Origin of the sequence: Xanthomonas hawaiiensis, assembly GCF_031834635.1 — a bacterium.
Lineage (GTDB): Bacteria > Pseudomonadota > Gammaproteobacteria > Xanthomonadales > Xanthomonadaceae > Xanthomonas_A > Xanthomonas_A sacchari.
In genome coordinates, this window is the sequence record NZ_CP115873.1 from 1872968 (window position 1) to 1887936 (window position 14969).

Genomic DNA, 14969 nt, shown 5'->3' on the forward strand with positions numbered 1-14969 from the left:
AGGCGCCAGCGCGGCGTCATGCTTCGTCTAGAATCGAAGCATGAGCGAAGCCACGCCGCTGTCCCGTGTCGCCTTCCTGCTGGGCGACGCCGCGCGCAGCCGCATGCTGGCGGCGTTGATGAGCGGACAGGCGCGCACCGCCACGGAACTGGCCCTGGACGGTGGCGTGGCGCCGTCCACCGCCAGTCGGCATCTGACGCAACTGGTCGAGGCCGGCCTGCTCGCGGTGGTGCGTCAAGGCCGGCACCGCTATTTCCGCCTGGCCGATTCGCGGGTTGCCGCGGCAGTCGAGGCGATGATGGGACTGGCGCCGCCGCAGACCCGGCGGGTCGGCCCGACCGATTCCGGCCTGCGCCGGGCGCGGGTGTGCTACGACCACCTCGCCGGCGAGCTGGCGATCCGCTGGCGCCAGCAGATGGAAGCGCGCGGGTATCTGCTGTGCAGCGACGGCATGGCCCTAAGCGCGTCCGGCGCGGCCTGGTGCGCGGCGATCGGCATCGACGTGGTGGCGCTGCGCGCATCGCGCCGGCCGTTGTGCCGGCCGTGCCTGGATTGGAGCGAGCGCCGCGACCATGTCGCCGGCGCGCTGGGCAGCGCCGTGCTCAAGTACCTCTTCGACACTGGCCTGGCCCGGCGCGTGCCGGATTCGCGTGTGGTGCAGATCGGCGCGCGCGGCGAGGCGTTTCTCAGCGCGCTCGATTAGGGCCCGTCCGCCGCCGCTCAGGCCGCGGCGTCGTCCTCGGCCAGGTGCAGGCGGCCGCGCAGCGAATTGCTCAGCGCCTCGGTGATCGTCACCTCGACGAACTGGCCGATCAGGCGCGGGTGGCCGGGGAAGTTCACCGAGCGCATGTTCTCGGTCTTGCCGGTCAGCTCGGCCGGGTTCTTCTTCGACGGCCCTTCCACCAGCACGGTCTGCACGCTGCCGATCATGCCCTGCGAGATCTGCTGCGCATGCGCATTGATGTGCGCCTGCAGCCGCGCCAGCCGCGCGTGCTTGACCGCCTCGGGGGTGTCGTCTTCCAGGTCGGCGGCGGGCGTGCCCGGGCGCCGCGAATAGATGAAGGAGAAGCTCTGGTCGAAGCCTACGTCCTCGATCAGCTTCATGGTCTTGTCGAAGTCGGCGTCGCTCTCGCCGGGGAAGCCGACGATGAAGTCCGAGCTGATCGAGATGTCCGGGCGCACCGCGCGCAGCTTGCGGATCTTCTGCTTGAACTCCAGCGCGGTGTAGCCGCGCTTCATCGCGCTGAGGATGCGGTCGCTGCCGGCCTGCACCGGCAGGTGCAGGTAGTTGGCCAACTGCGGCACGTCGCGGTAGGCCTCCACCAGCGAGTCGCTGAACTCCAGCGGATGCGAGGTGGTGAAGCGGATGCGGCCGATGCCCTCGATCTGCGCGATGCTGCGGATCAGCAGGCCCAGGTCGGCATGCTGCGTCTCCTCGCCGGCCTCGGCGTCGGCGTAGGGGCCGCGGTAGGCGTTGACGTTCTGGCCGAGCAGGTTGATCTCGCGCACGCCCTGCGCGGCCAGCTGCGCCACTTCCACCAGCACGTCCTCGAACGGCCGGCTGATCTCCTCGCCGCGGGTGTAGGGTACCACGCAGAACGAGCAGTACTTGGAGCAGCCTTCCATGATCGACACGAAGGCTGACGGACCCTCGGCGCGCGGCTCCGGCAGGCGGTCGAACTTCTCGACCTCGGGGAAGCTGATGTCCACCTGCGACTTGCCCGATTCGCGCCGCGCGCGGATCAGTTCCGGCAGCCGGTGCAGGGTCTGCGGGCCGAACACCAGGTCCACGTAGGGCGCGCGCTTGACGATGGCCTCGCCTTCCTGCGAGGCCACGCAGCCGCCGACGCCGATGATCACCGGCTTGCCGCCGGCCTTGAGCGCCTTCCAGCGGCCGAGCTGGCTGAACACCTTTTCCTGCGCCTTCTCGCGGATCGAGCAGGTGTTGACCAGGACCACGTCCGCTTCTTCGGGGTTGTCGGTCAGCTCCAGGCCTTCGGACGCGGCGAGCACGTCGGCCATCTTGGCCGAGTCGTACTCGTTCATCTGGCAACCGTGGGTCTTGATGTACAGCTTGCCGCGCACCGGCGCGGGTGCGGCGGCGGTGCCGGCGGAGGGCAGGGGATGCAGGACGGTCCCGGGCATGGCGCTTAATCCAGGCGGGTGGAAAGGAAGCCGGCTAGTTTACTCGTGCCGGCGCGTGGGCGCAGGTCAGCCGCCCGCGGCATCCACCGCCAGCGCGCGCTGCACCGCCGGCCGCGCCGCCATGCGCGCGGCGTAGGCGCGGGTCGGCGCCGGCGGGTCGAGCAGGCCGAACTGCAGCATCCAGCCCAGCGCGCTGCCCCAGAGCACGTCGGCGGCGCTGCAGCGCGCGCCGAGCAGGTAGTCGTCGCGCGCCAGTTGCGCGTCCACCACCGCCAGCACGGTGTCGCAGTCGGCATACGGCGACATCGCCCGCGGTGGCGGGGCGCGCTCGAGCGCGCGGTCGACCAGCGCCGGTTCGAAGCAGGCGCCGTAGAACGCCAGCCAGCGCAGGTAGGGGCCACGCAGCGGGTCGCCGATCGGCGGTGCCAGCCCGGCTTCGGGATACAGGTCGGCCAGGTAGGGGTAGATCGCGCCCTGTTCGGTGACCACCGCGCCGGCATGCACGATCGCCGGCACCTTGCCCATTGGGTTGATCGCCAGGTAGTCCGGCGCCAGTTGCGCCTGCCGCTCGAAGTCGATGCGCGCGATGGTGTAGTCGGCGCCCAGTTCCTCCAGCAGGATCAGCACGCCGCGCGAGCGCGAATGCGGGTTGTGGAACAGGGTGATGTGGCGGTCGGGGGGCATGGGCGGCTCCTGGTTGGTCGGTCCGGGCAGCCTAGCCCCCATTGCGGACGAATCCTGTCCGCAATAGCGTGCGCCGATGTCATCGCCCGCCGCCCGCCTGTTGCGCCTGATCGCCCTGCTGCAGACCCGCCGGCTGTGGTCCGGCGCCGAACTGGCGGCGCGGCTGGGGGTGGACCGGCGCAGCCTGCGCCGCGACGTGGAGCGGTTGCGCGCGCTTGGCTACGCGGTGGAGGCGGCGGCCGGGGTCGGCGGCGGGTACCGGCTGGCCGCGGGAGCGCAGATGCTGCCGCTGCTGTTCGAGGAGGACGAGGCGGTCGCGGTCGCGGTGGCGCTGCGCGCCGCCTGCGCCAGCATGGCCGGCCTGGAGGACACCGCGGTGCGGGTGCTGGCCAAGCTCGAACCGCTGCTGCCGGTGCGGGTGCGGCAGCGCGCCGAGGCCTTGCAGGGGGCGACCCTGGCGCTAGGCCAGGATCCGCTGCGGCCGGACACGCGGGTGCTGATCGGGGTCGCCAGCGCTTGCCGCGACCGGCGCCTGCTCGGCTTCGCCTACCGCGACCATGCCGGCCGCGCCAGCGAGCGGCTGGTCGAGCCCTTGCGCCTGGTCAACGCCGGCCGCCGCTGGTACCTGCTGGCCTGGGACCGCGACCGTGCCGACTGGCGCACCTTCCGCGCCGAGCGCATCGCGCCGCCCTTGCAGCTCGGCGCGGCGGTGGCCTTGCGCCTGCCGCCGCAGGAACCGGCGGCCATGGTCGACGCGGCGACCCGCTACAGCCCGCAGGCGATGGGCTTCGCCCTCAGCGTGCGGCTGCGTGGCAGCGCCGCCGAGCTCGGCGCGCGCATTCCGCTGTGGTGCGGCACCCTGCAGGACGAGGCCGACGGCCACTGCCGGCTGTCGCTGCTGGCCGATGCGATGCCGTGGCTGGCGGCGCAGTTGCTGACCATCGGTGTGCCGTTCGCCGGGCTGGAGGCCACGCCCGAGGTGCGGACGGCGCTGCGCGCGGCGCTGAACGTGTTGCTGGAGCAGGTGCCGGAGCCGGCACCGGCGGAGTAGGTAATGCGGCCGGGGAGGGCGCACTGGCCGCCCGGCGCTGCCGCGGCCCCGGGCGGCGCGGACTTGGCAAGCGCCGGGGAAGTTGGGACACTCGCCGCCATGAAGGGGATGCAGTGGCTCCTGGGGCTGGGACTCGCCACGTTGACGGCTGCGCCGGCCAGCGCCGGCACCCTGTACAAGTGCACCGGCAACGACGGCGTGCCCAGCTACGGCAGCAAGCGCGTCTCCGGCGCCAGCTGCAGCGTGATCGGCCGCTACACCCCCGATCGCCGCGCCGCGCGTGCCACCCCGGCGCCTGCACCGGCCAGGGCCAGCGCCGAGCGTGCGCCCAGCCGCGGCGTCATCGCCACCGCCGGCACGGTGGCGCCGGCCACCCTGATCAGCGCCCCGGTCGCCGCGCCGGCCCCGGTCACCGCCAACGCCGTGCCCAACCGGGTCGCCCCGGTGTCGCCCAGCAGCAGTGGCGCGCCACGGCGCCTGGTCAGCGGCCAGCTGTATTCGTACATGAAGGACGGCGTGCGCCACTACACCAGCGCGCGCCCGACCCAGGTCGCCAACCTCGGCGCGGTGCGCACGATCCGCTACAGCTTCATGGAAACCTGCTACGCCTGCGCCAACCCCGGGGTCAACTTCGGTGCGGTGCGCCTGAACACCACCGCCTACCAGAGCGAGATCGCCGCGGCCGCGCGCGAGTACGGCGTCGACGAGGCGGTGGTGCGCGCCATCATCCACGCCGAGTCCGCCTACAACCCGACGGCGCTCAGCCGCGCCGGCGCGCAGGGGTTGATGCAGCTGATGCCGCCCACCGCACGCCGCTTCGGCGTCAGCGATTCGTTTGATGCAGCGCAAAACATTCGCGGCGGCGTGCAGTACCTGGCGTGGCTGCTGAAGCGCTTCAACGGCAACCTCAGCCTGGCCGCGGCCGGCTACAACGCCGGCGAGGGCGCGGTAGACAAACACGGCGGGATCCCGCCGTACAGCGAGACCCAACGCTACGTGCAGCGGGTGGGCGTGCTCGCCGAACGCTACCGCGGCGTGCTGGCGACCGCGCATTGAGCCGTCGCCGCGGCCCGGCAGGAGGCGTCGCGCGTCCATTGTCGTCGCGTTAAGGGTTCCGCTACACTGCAGTGGATTCAGTGCGGCTCGACCCCCACCGAGCTGCTGGCAGCCTCACGCTACCCAATCACAGATCGGAGTGCCGGATGGCCAACGATGGGGTCAACGATTCTGTAAACGCAGGACGCCGCCGCTTTCTCACCGCCACCACGTCCGTCGTGGGCGCGGTCGGTGCGGGGTTCGTGGCGGTTCCTTTCATCAAGTCCTGGAATCCGAGCGCAAAGGCCAAGCTGGCCGGCGCGCCGGTCACCGCCGACATCAGCGCCCTGCAGGAAGGCCAGCGGCTGATCCTGGAATGGCGCGGCCAGCCGATCTGGATCGTCAAGCGCTCCAAGGCGATGCTCGATGCGTTGCCGTCGCTGGACGGCCGGCTCAAGGATCCGGAGTCCACCAACAAGGATCAGCAGCCGGACTACGTGCTGAAGAACCCGGAGTACCGCTCGATCAAGCCCGATGTCTCGGTGCTGGTCGGCCTGTGCACGCACCTGGGCTGCTCGCCGGAAATGGTCGCCGAGATCCGCCCCGAGCCCTACGACCCCGACTGGAAGGGCGGCTATTTCTGCCCCTGCCACAAGTCGCGCTTCGACATGTCCGGCCGCGTGTTCCAGGGCGTGCCGGCGCCGATCAACCTGCTGGTGCCGCCGCACCACTACCAGGACGACAACACGCTGGTGATCGGCGTGGACCCGAGCGCGTCCGCGAAGGGAGGGGCGTAAGTCATGGCCGACAACATCCTCACCCGCACCGCGGGCAACGTGTTCGACTGGGTCAACGAGCGCGCCCCCGGGCTGATGCCGTTCTACCGCAAGCACGTCACCGAGTACTACGCGCCGAAGAACTTCAACCTCTGGTACTACTTCGGCTCGCTGGCCATGGTGGTGCTGGTCAACCAGATCGTCACCGGCATCTTCCTGACGATGCACTACAAGACCAGCGCGGCGGAGGCGTTCAACTCGGTCGAGTACATCATGCGCGACGTCGAGTGGGGCTGGCTGATCCGCTACATGCACTCCACCGGCGCCTCGCTGTTCTTCATCGTGGTGTACCTGCACATGTTCCGCGGGCTGATGTACGGCAGCTACAAGAAGCCGCGCGAACTGGTGTGGATCCTGGGCATGCTGATCTACCTGGTGCTGATGGCCGAAGCCTTCATGGGCTACGTGCTGCCCTGGGGGCAGATGTCGTTCTGGGGCGCCAAGGTGATCATCTCGCTGTTCGGCGCGATCCCGGTGATCGGCAACGGCCTGACCGAGTGGATCATGGGCGACTACCTGCCGTCCGACGCCACCCTCAACCGCTTCTTCGCCCTGCACGTGATCGCCCTGCCGCTGGTGCTGCTGTTGCTGGTGGTGCTGCACCTGGGCGCGCTGCACGAGGTCGGCTCGAACAATCCCGACGGCGTGGAGATCAAGAAGGGGCCCAAGGGCAACCGCTGGAGCCCGAACAAGCCGGCCGATGGCATCCCGTTCCATCCGTACTACACGGTCAAGGACCTGGTCGGCGTCGGCTTCCTGCTGATGATCGGCGCCTTCATCATCTTCTTCGCCCCCGGCTTCGGCGGCCTGTTCCTGGAGCACGACAACTTCACCGAGGCCAATCGCCTGGTGACGCCGGAGCACATCAAGCCGGTCTGGTACTACACCCCGTACTACGCGATGTTGCGGGTGGTGCCGAACAAGCTCGGCGGCGTGCTGGTGATGTTCTCGGCGATCGCGATCCTGTTCCTGGTGCCGTGGCTGGACCGCGCCAAGGTCAAGTCGATCCGCTACCGCGGCTGGATCTCGCGGGTGATGCTGGGGATGCTTGCGGTGTGTTTCGTCTGGCTGGGCGTGATCGGTTCCGGCCCGGGCACCGAGATCATCGAGACCTACATCGGCCGCGTGCTGACCGTGCTGTATTTCGCCTTCTTCCTGACGATGCCGATATGGACCTCGCTGGATCGAACCAAGCCGGTGCCGGAGCGGGTGAGCAGCCATGACTAAGCGCCTGATCGCTGTGCTCGCCGGCGTCGCGTCGGCCTTGCTGCTGTCCGCCTCGGCCATGGCCGCCGAGGGCGGCGCCACCCTGCAGGCCGGCAACGACCTGGGCGACCGCGCCTCGCTGCAACGCGGCGCCAAGCTGTTCATGAACTACTGTTCCGGCTGCCATTCGCTGAAGTACCTGCGCTACCAGCGCATGGCCGAGGATCTGGGCCTGAGCGAGGACGAGGTGATGCACAACCTCAACTTCACCGGCGCCAAGATCGGCGAACACATCGAGACGGCGATGCCGCACGATGCGGCGACCAAGTGGTTCGGCAAGGCGCCGCCGGACCTGAGCCTGATCGCCCGCGTGCGCGGCACCGACTGGGTCTACACCTACCTCAAGTCGTTCTATCTCGACCAGTCGCGGCCGCTGGGCTGGAACAACAAGCTGTTCGCCAACGCCTCCATGCCCAATCCGCTGTGGGACCTGCAGGGCCTGCAGCAGCCGGTGTACGGCAAGGCCGAGCAGCCGGGCGTGGACAAGCCGGTGGAGCGGCTGCAACTGGCCACGCCGGGCAAGCAGAGCCCGGCCGAGTTCGACCAGACGGTGCGCGACATCAGCAATTTCCTCGAGTACGCCAGCGAACCGGCGGCGCTGAAGCGGCAGAACCTGGGTGTGTGGGTGGTGCTGTTCCTGGCGCTGCTGACCTTCCTGGCCTATCTGCTCAAGAAGGAATACTGGAAGGACGTGCATTGAGCGGCGGCCGTTTCGGCCGCACCCCGGCTGCACCGTTGCTGAGCCGATCCCCTGTTCATCCTATTGGCTTTTGTGAGCGAGGGTTGCACACTCAGGGGCCGTGACGACCGTCCGCAATGTGCGGGCGGCGTCGATGCGGCCGGCGGATTCCGGCCGTCGGAGAGCCTTGAATGGCGGCGAGTTTGCGCATGCGAAATACCTTGACGTTGTTTTCCTCCACGGATGATGTCCTGTGCCACCGCGTCCGCCTGGTGCTCGCGGCCAAGGGCGTGACCTACGATTTCGTGGCGGTGGATCCGCAGAATCCGCCGGAAGACCTGATCGACCTGAATCCCTACCATTCGGTGCCGACGCTGGTGGAGCGCGAACTGGTGCTGTACGCCGCCTCGGTGGTCAGCGAGTACCTGGACGAACGCTATCCGCATCCGCCGCTGATGCCGGTCGACCCGCTCTCGCGTGCGCGGCTGCGCCTGGCGATGCTGCGCATCGAGCACGACTGGGTGCCGCAGGTGCAGGCGATCCAGCTCGGCAACAAGGCCCAGGCCGAAGCCGGGCGCAAGCGCCTGAAGGAACTGCTGACCGCCTCGGTGCCGTTGTTCAAGGCCAGCAAGTTCTTCCTCAATCCGGAGATGAGCCTGGCCGACTGCGCGATGGCGCCGATCATCTGGCGCCTGCAGGCGCTGGATATCCCGCTGCCGAAGGACGGCAAGGCGATCGAGGATTACGGCAACCGCATCTTCCGCAATCCCGGTTTCATCCGCAGCCTGACCGACCAGGAAAAGAAACTGCGCGACCTGCCGGCATGATGCCGTGCGCCGCGCCGTCCCCGCTGTGTTCCGAGCTGTACCGGCGCTGCGCGCCGGCACGTAGAATGGGCGCATGACTGAAGACACTTCCCGCATGACCAGCCATCGCCCGTACCTGCTGCGGGCGCTGGTGGAATGGATCAACGACAACGGCATGACCCCGCATATCCTGGTGGATGCGGGCCTGCCCGGCGTGCAGGTGCCGCCGAGCGCGGTCAAGGACGGGCGGGTGGTGCTGAACATCGCCGAGCGCGCCGTGGTGCGCCTGCAGATCGACAACGACGGGGTCAGCTTCACCGCCCGCTTCGGCGGCGTCAGCTACCCGGTGCAGGTGCCGATGTCCGCGGTGCTGGCCGTGTATGCGCGCGAAACCGGGCAGGGCATGGCGCTGCCGGACGACATCCACGGCGCCAGCGAGCCGCCGGGCGACGACACCCCGCCACCGCCGCGGCCGGGCGGTTCCGACGACGCCGGCAAGCGTCCGCGGCTGCGCGTGGTCAAATAGCCAGTCGATGCGCGACCTCGGTGGTCGCGCTTCACCCACTCAAGGGTTGGCGTTTCCGGTGTACGTGCATCGCGCACCGCGTTGTTCTGCCGTAGGAGCGGCTTCAGCCGCGACCGGCGCTACCGGTAACGCCCATCGCGGCTGAAGCCGCTCCTACAGCAAGCGGGATGGCGCACTGCGGTCGCCGCCCATTCCACGTGGCATGCCATCGACCGCGCACGCACCTGCGCTGTCGCCGTGGGCTTGGCTCACTCGCGCTGCGCGCGCGCTTCCTGCAGGCTGCTCACACTGGCCACCGACGGCCCGGTGAAGGCGATCAACTGGTCGCCGAGCAGCACCAGGCGGCCGCTGTGGCGGTCGCTGCCGTCGTAGGAATAGTCGAAGCGGAAGCTGCGTTCGAAGCCGAGCCAGCCGTTGGGCAGGCGGCGCAGGCGCAGGCCGGTGCCGTGCACGCTCTGGTCCAGCCACTGCACGTCGGCGGCCTTGCAGGCGTTGCGGCCGAGGATTTCGGCGCGTTCGGCGGCGGCGCGCGAGGCGTTCCAGAACGCGAACACCGCGGCGCCGGCGATCATCAACAGGATCAGGCTGGGCATGGCGCCACTGTAGCGAGGCGCCGGTGGGGGGGCAATCGGGCTGGGATTGGGGATTGGGGATTGGGAGGTGCGTCGGCGGCTGTTGGGGCGGTGCACTGCCGGTCGATGCTGCGTGTTCGCGCGCCTGCAGGTTGTTGGGGGCGCGCGGAGCCGAAGTGCGCTCACCGCCCTCATCCTGCTGGGCAAGGCTCGCACATTGCCTTGATTGCACGATGTGCCTACCTGCAGGAATCTTTTGGGCAAACCTTGCGGTGGGTCGCGCGTGTTTCCGCTAGGACTGCGGTTCGGTCTTGGGTGTGTCGTTACTTGAGGGCGCGGCGGGTTGTGGCGAAGCAGGCGCTGCGGCGGGCGCCGGTGGCGGGACCTGCGGGTTCGGCGCGGAGGGCGGTGCTGGCGGTACGGCCGGCGTGCCCGGTGCCGCGCTTGCTGGCGTCGCGGGCGGCGGCGTGATCGGCATGGAGGCAGGCACGGTGGGCGGCAGTAGCTGCGCCTGCGGTTGCAGCTTCAGCAGGGCCGACCAGTCCTGGCGGTTGACGTCGCACAGCTCCTCGTGGCCCGGCGTGCATTCGAGGGCGGCGCCTTCGTCGTTCTGCTCCTGCGCCAGCGGCGCATCCAGTTGCAGGCGCCCGCTGCGGTCCAGCTTGAGCTTGCGCATGGTCACCGCGTTGAACACGTTGCCGCCGATCAGGTACAGGGTCTGGTCGCCGCCGACGTTGGCCGCGACCACGATGTCGCAATGCGATTCCCACGGCAGCGGGCGCCCGCGCGCCAGCGCCTCGCGCAGGCCGGCGGCGCCGACCGGCTGCCGGTGTCCGCGCAGGAAGCACAGCAGGTCGCCGGGGGCCGGCTTTTCCTGCTGCGGGTCGGCATAGCGGTAGGGCAGGCCGTCCGCGCCGGCCTGGTAGGCGGCGCGGATGTAGTCGATATGGCGGATCGAGGTGCGAAAGCCGGCTACCCCGGCGCGCACCATCACGTAGGACACGAAGGCCGCCGACCATGGATTGTCGACGATGAAGGCGCGGCAGTCGTTCTCGCGGTAGCGCGATCCGTCCAGCTGCTGGCAACTCGCGGCGCCGTCGATTTGCCCCATCGCGCCGAGTGTGCCGCTGTCGCGCCAGTATGCCGCCACGCGCTGCCAGGCTTCGATGCCGTCGTCGGCAAGGTCGGCGCGCTCGGCCTCGGTGACGCGCAGGCCGGCCAGGCGGCCGTCGCGATCGATGAACGGGCGCCACCACAGCCGGTGTTCGTTGCAGGCGGTGCGCACGATCGCCACCGCCGCCGGCGTCAGGCCGAAGCGCGGCGGCAGATCGCAGACTTCCGCGGCCGCGGCGCGGCCGGCGGGAAACAGGGCGGCGACACACAGCAGCGCGAACCAGGGGCGGAACATCGGCGAACTCGGCGGGGAGAGGAACACGCAGCGTCGCAGAGCGGCGTCGGCGGTGCCGTGAAGTGTAGAGTGCGCCGCGCGGTCCAGGCAGGCAGCGCCGTGCTGACTAGCGTGTTGGCCGGCGGATCAGGCGCTTGGCGGTTTGCCCTTGGGGTGGTGGGACAGCCGCGAAATGCGAAGTGGTGTGCTTTCCGACAGTGCAATGCGTCGGGACTGAAGTCCCTCCCACAGTGATCCTCCGACGAGGCCGACGCCGCTCCCACACGAGGGGGAGCCGCGTACGCGGCTCATCCAGCGGGGGCTGACGTGCTCAACGTCGTAATGCGTCCTGCATACAGGGTTGCGCCACGAAGGTGTGTCGGTGGTAGATTCGCCGCGCGGTCGCCTCGTCCGCGCGGCTCCGGCCGCTACTGCGGCGGCGTTCCGAGTTTCAGCGACAGATCCACGGCCTGCACATGCTTGGTCAGGGCACCGATGGAGATGCAGTCGACGCCGTCCTGCGCGATCGCGCGCACCGCCTCCAGGTCGACGCCGCCGGAGACTTCCAGCGGAATCGCACGGTGGAACGGCGCGCCCGCAGCGATCGCCACCGCGGCGCGGCGCTGTTCTGCCGTGAAATCGTCGATCAGGATGCGGTCGCAGCCGGCCTGCAGCGCTTCGCGCAACTGCTCCAGGGTTTCCACCTCCACCACCAGCGGCAGCGCCGGCCACTGCGCGCGCGCGGCGGCCACCGCCGCGGGCAGCGAGCTGGCGGCGTGGATGTGGTTTTCCTTCAGCATCACCGTGTCGTACAGACCGATGCGGTGGTTGTCGCCGCCGCCGCAGCGCACCGCGTACTTCTGCGCCAGGCGCAGGCCGGGCAGGGTCTTGCGCGTGTCCAGGATGCGCGCGCCGGTGCCGGCGACCGCGGCCACGTAGGCAGCGGTGGCGGTGGCTGTGGCGGACAAGGTCTGCAGGAAGTTCAGCGAGGCGCGCTCGGCGCTGACCAGGGCGCGGCTGCGCCCGTGCAGCAAGGCCAGCACGGTGCCGGCGGGCACGCGCTGGCCTTCGGCCACCTGCCAGTCGATGCGGACCTGGGGATCCAGCGCCCGGTGGCAGGCGTCGAACCAGGGCCGGCCGGCGATCACCGCGTCCTGCTTGCACAGCAGGTAGGCGCTGTCGGCGCGGTCGGGCAACAGCGCGGCGGTGACGTCGCCGCTGCCGAGGTCCTCGGCCAGGGCGCGCGCCACATCGGCGGCGATCAGCTCCGCGGCGGGCGCCTGCGGCGGCGCCGTGTCGCGGCTCATTTGGCCGGGAAGTCGGCGAGCTGGGCAGTGCCGATGGCTTCTTCGGCCAGCAGCACCGGGATGCCGTCGTCGACGCGGAACACCTGCTTGCGGTCGCGGGTGATCAGGGCTTCGCGCAGCGGTTGCGCCTGCGCACTGCCATCGGCGCGCTGCACGCCGCCGGCGGCGATGGCGCGGTTCAACGCCTCCAGGCCGCGCGCCTCCAGCAGCGCCAGCGGTTGGCGGGTGTCGGGCGAGCACAGCAGGTCGAGCAGTTTGCGGTCCATCCGGTCTTCGTCTTGCGTGGAAGACGGCTAGAATACGTCTTTAAGGCAGGGGACGGCCATGACCTCCAAGCAAACCGCGCCGCTCGTCGGCATCGTGATGGGTTCCCGCTCCGACTGGGAGACCATGCAGCATGCGGCGCAGAAACTCGATGCGCTGGGCGTGCCCTATGAAGTGAAGGTGGTGTCGGCGCACCGCACGCCTGATGTGCTGTTCTCCTATGCCGAGCAGGCCGCCGGGCGCGGCTTGCGCGCGATCGTGGCCGGTGCCGGCGGCGCCGCGCACCTGCCGGGCATGCTCGCGGCCAAGACCGCGGTGCCGGTGCTGGGCGTGCCGGTGCAGTCCAAGGCGCTCAACGGCATGGACTCGCTGCTGTCGATCGTGCAGATGCCGGCCGGCATCCCCGTGGCCACCTTCGCGATCGGCAATGCTGGCGCGGCCAACGCCGCGCTGTTCGCCGCGGCGCTGCTGGCCCACGACCACGCCGGGATCGGCACCGCGCTGGGCGAGTTCCGCCAGCGCCAGACCGACGACGTGATGGCCAAGGACGATCCGCGCCAATGACCACCGTCGGCATCCTGGGAGCGGGGCAGTTGGCACGCATGATGGCCGTGGCCGGCGTGCCGCTGGGCCTGCGCTTCGCGCTGCTGGATCCGGCGGCCGACGCCTGTGGCGGGCAGGTGGCGCCGCTGCGGGTCGGCGACTATGCCGACGAGACCGCGCTGGCCGCGTTCGCGGACGCGGTCGACGTGGCGACCTTCGATTTCGAGAACGTGCCTGCGGCCAGCGCCGGTTGGCTGGCCGGTCAGGTGCCGGTGTTCCCGAGCCCGGATGCGCTGGCCGTGGCGCAGGACCGCCTGGCCGAGAAGACACTGTTCCGCGAGCTCGGCATCCCGGTGCCGGGCTTCGCTGCGATCGAGACGCGCGCCGATCTGGACGCGGCGCTGGCGCAGGTCGGCACGCCGTGCATCCTCAAGACCCGCCGGCTCGGCTACGACGGCAAGGGCCAGTTCCGCATCGCGTCCGCTGCCGATGCCGATGCGGCCTGGGACGCGCTGGGCGCGCAGGCGGCCAGCGTGGGCCTGATCGCCGAGGCGTTCGTGCCGTTCCAGCGCGAGGTCAGCGTGGTGGCGGTGCGCGGCCGCGACGGCGAGTTCCGCACCTGGCCGCTGACCGAGAACTGGCATGTGCACGGCGTGCTGTCGGCCAGCCTGGCGCCGGCGCAGGCCGATGCCGCGCTGGAGCAGGTGGCGGTGGCGCATGCGCGCGCCCTGGCCGAGCGCCTGCAGTACGTCGGCGTGTTCGCGCTGGAGCTGTTCTGCCGCGACGGCGAACTGCTGGCCAACGAGATGGCCCCGCGCGTGCACAACTCCGGCCACTGGACCATCGAAGGCGCGGAGACCTCGCAGTTCGAGAACCACCTGCGCGCGGTGCTGGGGCTGCCGCTGGGCTCCACGCGCATGCGCGGCCATGCCTGCATGCTCAACTGGATCGGCGCGATGCCCGATGCCGCACCGGTCCTGGCGCAGCCCGGCGGGCATTGGCACGACTACGGCAAGCAGCCGCGCGAAGGCCGCAAGGTCGGCCATGCCACCCTGCGCGAGGACACGCCGGAGGCGCTGGCGCAGGCCCTGCAGACCGTGGGCGCGCAGTTGCAGCGCGAGTCCCAGGTCGCCCCGGTGATCGCCGCCCTGCGCGGCCAGCGCTGAACCCGCATCACGAAGCGCGGGCGACCCCGGGGCAAGGAGCGGCGGCCACGGCCGCCGCTCCTGCGAATCCCCAATCCCGAATCCCCAATCCCCGCTCAACGCAGATTGGACGCCGCGAACTCCCAATTGACCAGTTTCCAGAACGCCTGCAGATAGCGCGTGCGGTCGCCGGGATGGTCGGTGTAGTAGGCGTGTTCCCAGACGTCGCAGGCCAGCAGCGGCGTGTCGTCGCCGGTCAGCGGGGTGCCGGCGTTGGCCGTGCTCACCACGGCCAGGCTGCCGTCCGGGCGCTGCACCAGCCAGATCCAGCCGGAGCCGAACAGCGCCAGCGCCATGCGCTCGAACTCGGCCTTGAACCGGGCCACGTCGCCGAAGCTCTTGGCCAGACGTTCGCCGAGGGCGCCGCCGGGTTCGCCGCCGCCGCGCGGGCGCAGGCCGCGCCAGTAGAACGCGTGGTTCCAGACCTCGGCCGCCTCCTGGAACAGGCTGCCCTGGGCGCGCCGCAGCAGGTCCGGCAGCGCCAGCTCGGCCAGGTCGCTGCCGGCCAGGCGCGCATTGAGCCGTTCCACCAGGGCGCGCTCATGGGCGTGGTGCTGTTCCACCGCGGCGGCGGACAGATGCGGGGCCAGCGACGCGGCGGCGTAGGGCAGGGGAGCGAGTTCGATGGGCATGGATCCTCGGGCGGTTTCGGGTGCGTGTCGC

17 protein-coding genes are annotated in these 14969 nt (G+C 70.3%); 10 read left to right on the forward strand and 7 right to left on the reverse strand.

The features are described 5' to 3' along the window. Positions 1-40: 40 nt before the first annotated feature. A complete protein-coding gene (locus tag PG878_RS08140; RefSeq protein WP_209031115.1) occupies positions 41-703 on the forward strand; it encodes an ArsR/SmtB family transcription factor in 663 nt (220 codons plus the stop codon). A gap of 17 nt (positions 704-720) precedes the next feature. Here the strand turns inward: PG878_RS08140 and miaB are convergent, their stop codons facing one another. Beyond that, complete coding sequence (gene miaB / locus PG878_RS08145; protein ID WP_209031116.1) at positions 721-2145, reverse strand: tRNA (N6-isopentenyl adenosine(37)-C2)-methylthiotransferase MiaB; 1425 nt, start codon at positions 2143-2145, stop codon at positions 721-723. A 66-nt stretch (positions 2146-2211) separates the two neighbouring features. Next, positions 2212-2829: a glutathione S-transferase family protein gene (locus PG878_RS08150; RefSeq protein WP_209031117.1), complete on the reverse strand. Its 618-nt coding sequence runs from the start codon at positions 2827-2829 to the stop codon at positions 2212-2214. Positions 2830-2905: 76 nt separating this feature from the next. Here PG878_RS08150 and PG878_RS08155 point away from each other — a divergent pair, with 76 nt between their 5' ends. The 7 genes from PG878_RS08155 (at position 2906) to PG878_RS08185 (ending at position 9028) form a co-directional block, all read left to right on the forward strand. Next, entirely contained in the window at positions 2906-3880 is a 975-nt protein-coding gene (locus tag PG878_RS08155) for a helix-turn-helix transcriptional regulator (protein ID WP_209031118.1), read from the forward strand. Positions 3881-3979: 99 nt separating this feature from the next. Beyond that, on the forward strand, positions 3980-4936 hold the full coding sequence (locus tag PG878_RS08160; RefSeq protein ID WP_209031119.1) for a lytic transglycosylase domain-containing protein: 957 nt from the start codon (positions 3980-3982) through the stop codon (positions 4934-4936). Positions 4937-5082: 146 nt separating this feature from the next. Next, positions 5083-5712, forward strand: coding sequence for a ubiquinol-cytochrome c reductase iron-sulfur subunit (gene petA / locus PG878_RS08165; RefSeq protein ID WP_209031120.1), 630 nt, complete (start codon positions 5083-5085; stop codon positions 5710-5712). A gap of 3 nt (positions 5713-5715) precedes the next feature. Continuing rightward, positions 5716-6978, forward strand: a complete 1263-nt coding sequence (locus tag PG878_RS08170; protein WP_152243390.1) for a cytochrome b — start codon at positions 5716-5718, stop codon at positions 6976-6978. Further along, positions 6971-7717, forward strand: coding sequence for a cytochrome c1 (locus PG878_RS08175; RefSeq protein WP_209031121.1), 747 nt, complete (start codon positions 6971-6973; stop codon positions 7715-7717). Before PG878_RS08170 ends, PG878_RS08175 begins: the two co-directional genes overlap by 8 nt. Before the next feature lie 170 nt (positions 7718-7887). Next, positions 7888-8523 carry a glutathione S-transferase N-terminal domain-containing protein gene (locus tag PG878_RS08180; protein ID WP_010342124.1) on the forward strand — a complete coding sequence of 212 codons (636 nt, stop codon included), beginning with the start codon at positions 7888-7890 and terminating at the stop codon, positions 8521-8523. A gap of 73 nt (positions 8524-8596) precedes the next feature. Further along, positions 8597-9028: a ClpXP protease specificity-enhancing factor gene (locus PG878_RS08185; RefSeq protein ID WP_010342123.1), complete on the forward strand. Its 432-nt coding sequence runs from the start codon at positions 8597-8599 to the stop codon at positions 9026-9028. 248 nt (positions 9029-9276) lie between these two features. On the opposite strand, the gene PG878_RS08190 is transcribed toward PG878_RS08185, so the two are convergent. The 4 genes from PG878_RS08190 to PG878_RS08205 all read right to left on the reverse strand — a co-directional run bounded on the left by PG878_RS08190 (position 9277) and on the right by PG878_RS08205 (position 12560). Next, positions 9277-9621 (reverse strand): DUF3301 domain-containing protein, encoded by a 345-nt coding sequence (locus PG878_RS08190; RefSeq protein WP_209031122.1) that lies wholly within the window; start codon positions 9619-9621, stop codon positions 9277-9279. A gap of 271 nt (positions 9622-9892) precedes the next feature. Then, positions 9893-11008: a DUF2272 domain-containing protein gene (locus PG878_RS08195; RefSeq protein ID WP_209031123.1), complete on the reverse strand. Its 1116-nt coding sequence runs from the start codon at positions 11006-11008 to the stop codon at positions 9893-9895. Between the two features lie 407 nt (positions 11009-11415). After that, entirely contained in the window at positions 11416-12294 is an 879-nt protein-coding gene (gene nadC / locus PG878_RS08200; protein ID WP_209031124.1) for a carboxylating nicotinate-nucleotide diphosphorylase, read from the reverse strand. After that, on the reverse strand, positions 12291-12560 hold the full coding sequence (locus tag PG878_RS08205; protein ID WP_010342118.1) for a Trm112 family protein: 270 nt from the start codon (positions 12558-12560) through the stop codon (positions 12291-12293). The genes nadC and PG878_RS08205 overlap by 4 nt, the downstream gene beginning before the upstream one ends. A 58-nt stretch (positions 12561-12618) precedes the next feature. Between PG878_RS08205 and purE the strand changes: the two genes are divergently transcribed. Next, a complete protein-coding gene (purE, locus tag PG878_RS08210) occupies positions 12619-13122 on the forward strand; it encodes a 5-(carboxyamino)imidazole ribonucleotide mutase (RefSeq protein ID WP_209031125.1) in 504 nt (167 codons plus the stop codon). Next, positions 13119-14267 (forward strand): 5-(carboxyamino)imidazole ribonucleotide synthase, encoded by a 1149-nt coding sequence (locus tag PG878_RS08215; RefSeq protein ID WP_209031126.1) that lies wholly within the window; start codon positions 13119-13121, stop codon positions 14265-14267. Before purE ends, PG878_RS08215 begins: the two co-directional genes overlap by 4 nt. A 95-nt stretch (positions 14268-14362) precedes the next feature. On the opposite strand, the gene PG878_RS08220 is transcribed toward PG878_RS08215, so the two are convergent. After that, on the reverse strand, positions 14363-14938 hold the full coding sequence (locus tag PG878_RS08220) for a Fe-Mn family superoxide dismutase (RefSeq protein WP_209031127.1): 576 nt from the start codon (positions 14936-14938) through the stop codon (positions 14363-14365). Positions 14939-14969 lie beyond the last annotated feature (31 nt).

What these genes read in the sequence shown, in the direction of transcription:
- PG878_RS08140 (WP_209031115.1), top strand. Translation starts at nt 41, where the DNA reads ATGAGCGAAGCCACGCCGCTGTCCCGTGTCGCCTTCCTGCTGGGCGAC.
- miaB (WP_209031116.1), bottom strand. Translation starts at nt 2,145, where the DNA reads ATGCCCGGGACCGTCCTGCATCCCCTGCCCTCCGCCGGCACCGCCGCC.
- PG878_RS08150 (WP_209031117.1), bottom strand. Translation starts at nt 2,829, where the DNA reads ATGCCCCCCGACCGCCACATCACCCTGTTCCACAACCCGCATTCGCGC.
- PG878_RS08155 (WP_209031118.1), top strand. Translation starts at nt 2,906, where the DNA reads ATGTCATCGCCCGCCGCCCGCCTGTTGCGCCTGATCGCCCTGCTGCAG.
- PG878_RS08160 (WP_209031119.1), top strand. Translation starts at nt 3,980, where the DNA reads ATGAAGGGGATGCAGTGGCTCCTGGGGCTGGGACTCGCCACGTTGACG.
- petA (WP_209031120.1), top strand. Translation starts at nt 5,083, where the DNA reads ATGGCCAACGATGGGGTCAACGATTCTGTAAACGCAGGACGCCGCCGC.
- PG878_RS08170 (WP_152243390.1), top strand. Translation starts at nt 5,716, where the DNA reads ATGGCCGACAACATCCTCACCCGCACCGCGGGCAACGTGTTCGACTGG.
- PG878_RS08175 (WP_209031121.1), top strand. Translation starts at nt 6,971, where the DNA reads ATGACTAAGCGCCTGATCGCTGTGCTCGCCGGCGTCGCGTCGGCCTTG.
- PG878_RS08180 (WP_010342124.1), top strand. Translation starts at nt 7,888, where the DNA reads ATGGCGGCGAGTTTGCGCATGCGAAATACCTTGACGTTGTTTTCCTCC.
- PG878_RS08185 (WP_010342123.1), top strand. Translation starts at nt 8,597, where the DNA reads ATGACTGAAGACACTTCCCGCATGACCAGCCATCGCCCGTACCTGCTG.
- PG878_RS08190 (WP_209031122.1), bottom strand. Translation starts at nt 9,621, where the DNA reads ATGCCCAGCCTGATCCTGTTGATGATCGCCGGCGCCGCGGTGTTCGCG.
- PG878_RS08195 (WP_209031123.1), bottom strand. Translation starts at nt 11,008, where the DNA reads ATGTTCCGCCCCTGGTTCGCGCTGCTGTGTGTCGCCGCCCTGTTTCCC.
- nadC (WP_209031124.1), bottom strand. Translation starts at nt 12,294, where the DNA reads ATGAGCCGCGACACGGCGCCGCCGCAGGCGCCCGCCGCGGAGCTGATC.
- PG878_RS08205 (WP_010342118.1), bottom strand. Translation starts at nt 12,560, where the DNA reads ATGGACCGCAAACTGCTCGACCTGCTGTGCTCGCCCGACACCCGCCAA.
- purE (WP_209031125.1), top strand. Translation starts at nt 12,619, where the DNA reads ATGACCTCCAAGCAAACCGCGCCGCTCGTCGGCATCGTGATGGGTTCC.
- PG878_RS08215 (WP_209031126.1), top strand. Translation starts at nt 13,119, where the DNA reads ATGACCACCGTCGGCATCCTGGGAGCGGGGCAGTTGGCACGCATGATG.
- PG878_RS08220 (WP_209031127.1), bottom strand. Translation starts at nt 14,938, where the DNA reads ATGCCCATCGAACTCGCTCCCCTGCCCTACGCCGCCGCGTCGCTGGCC.